This is a genomic window from Lysobacter daejeonensis GH1-9, from assembly GCF_000768355.1.
GTDB classification, from domain to species: Bacteria; Pseudomonadota; Gammaproteobacteria; order Xanthomonadales; family Xanthomonadaceae; genus Aerolutibacter; species Aerolutibacter daejeonensis.
This window is the reverse complement of the sequence record NZ_AVPU01000073.1, coordinates 1-1,301: the sequence shown is the minus strand read 5'-3', so window position 1 is coordinate 1,301 and position 1,301 is coordinate 1. Positions and strand designations below refer to the sequence as shown.

Annotated in this window: 2 protein-coding genes and 1 tRNA gene; all 3 read right to left on the bottom strand. The window is 64.5% G+C overall.

Annotated elements, in window-relative coordinates:
- Positions 1 to 582 carry a transcription termination/antitermination protein NusG gene (nusG, locus tag N800_RS15005; protein WP_036140529.1) on the bottom strand — a complete coding sequence of 194 codons (582 nt, stop codon included), beginning with the start codon at positions 580 to 582 and terminating at the stop codon, positions 1 to 3.
- A gap of 4 nt (positions 583 to 586) precedes the next feature.
- Positions 587 to 964, bottom strand: a complete 378-nt coding sequence (gene secE, locus N800_RS15000) for a preprotein translocase subunit SecE (RefSeq protein ID WP_036140527.1) — start codon at positions 962 to 964, stop codon at positions 587 to 589.
- A 93-nt stretch (positions 965 to 1,057) separates the two neighbouring features.
- Positions 1,058 to 1,133: transfer RNA gene (locus N800_RS14995), tRNA-Trp, on the bottom strand.
- Between the last annotated feature and the right edge of the window lie 168 nt (positions 1,134 to 1,301).

Sequence of the window (1,301 nt, the reverse complement as noted above, 5' to 3'; positions counted from 1 at the left end):
TCAGGCCTTCTCGACCTGCCCGAATTCCAGCTCGACCGGGGTCGAACGGCCGAAAATCAGCACCGCGACGCGCAGGCGGCTCTTCTCGTAGTTGATCTCTTCGACCACGCCATTGAAATCGTTGAACGGGCCATCGATGACGCGGACCATTTCGCCCGGCTCGAACAGCACCTTCGGACGCGGCTTCTCCACGCCTTCCTGAACGCGGTTCAGGATGGTGGCGGCCTCGTGGTCGGCGATCGGCAGCGGCTTGTCGGCGGTACCGCCGATGAAGCCCAGCACCTTCGGCGTTTCCTTGATCAGGTGCCAGCTCTCGCTGTCCATGCGCGGAATGCCGTTCTCGTCGTGGGTGGCGATCTGCACCAGCACGTAGCCCGGGAAGAACTTACGCTCGGAACGGCGCTTCTGGCCGGAGCGCATCTCCACGATTTCCTCGGTCGGCACCAGCACATCGCCGAACTTGTCCTGCATGTCCGCACGTACGATGCGGTCACGCAGCGCCTGCGCCACCGACTTCTCGAAGCCGGAATAGGCGTGGACCACGTACCAGCGCTTGTTGCCTTCGTTCGTCACGTCGCTCATCTCCTCAGCGCCCCAGCAGCCACTTGACCGCGGCCTGGATGACCACGTCGAAACCGGCCAGGATCAGGCTCAGCACGGCGACGGCGATCATCACCACCCACGTCGTCTGCATGGCTTCCTGGCGCGTTGGCCAGACGACCTTGCGCAGTTCGAACTTGGACTCCGAGAGGAACTCCCGGGTCTGCACGCCCTTGGCGGTCAGCAGGAACACGCCCGCGCCGGCCACCAGGCCGCCCACGACGAGCAGCGCGCGCAGGGCACCCGCCCAATCGCTGAACCAGCTGTACCCGAACAGGCCAGCGGCAACCAGCAGGATCGCGACGACATACTTGACGATGTCACCGGCGTTGGCGGAATTGGGTTGTTGGACGTTGCTGTTCATCCGACTCGTCGCACGCCCGCCGTGGCGGGCGCGTTGTCTTGAGGGAAGTCCAGCCACTGGGGCCGGGCTCTTGCGGACAGGCCCGCTACCAGGTGGCACGCCAGGAGGGACTCGAACCCCCAACCTGCGGTTTTGGAGACCGCTGCTCTGCCAATTGAGCTACTGGCGTATCGACTGGTTCCGAAAACAGCGAAGGCGGCAACCGCCGCCATCGCCCTTCCTTCTCCCCGGCGACATTCGACCCTTGGGCCGAATGATCGACGGGAGTCAACTCGGCAGCGAACTGCCGCGTCAACAGGTCTTACTTGAGGATCTTGGCGACGACGCCCGCGCCGAC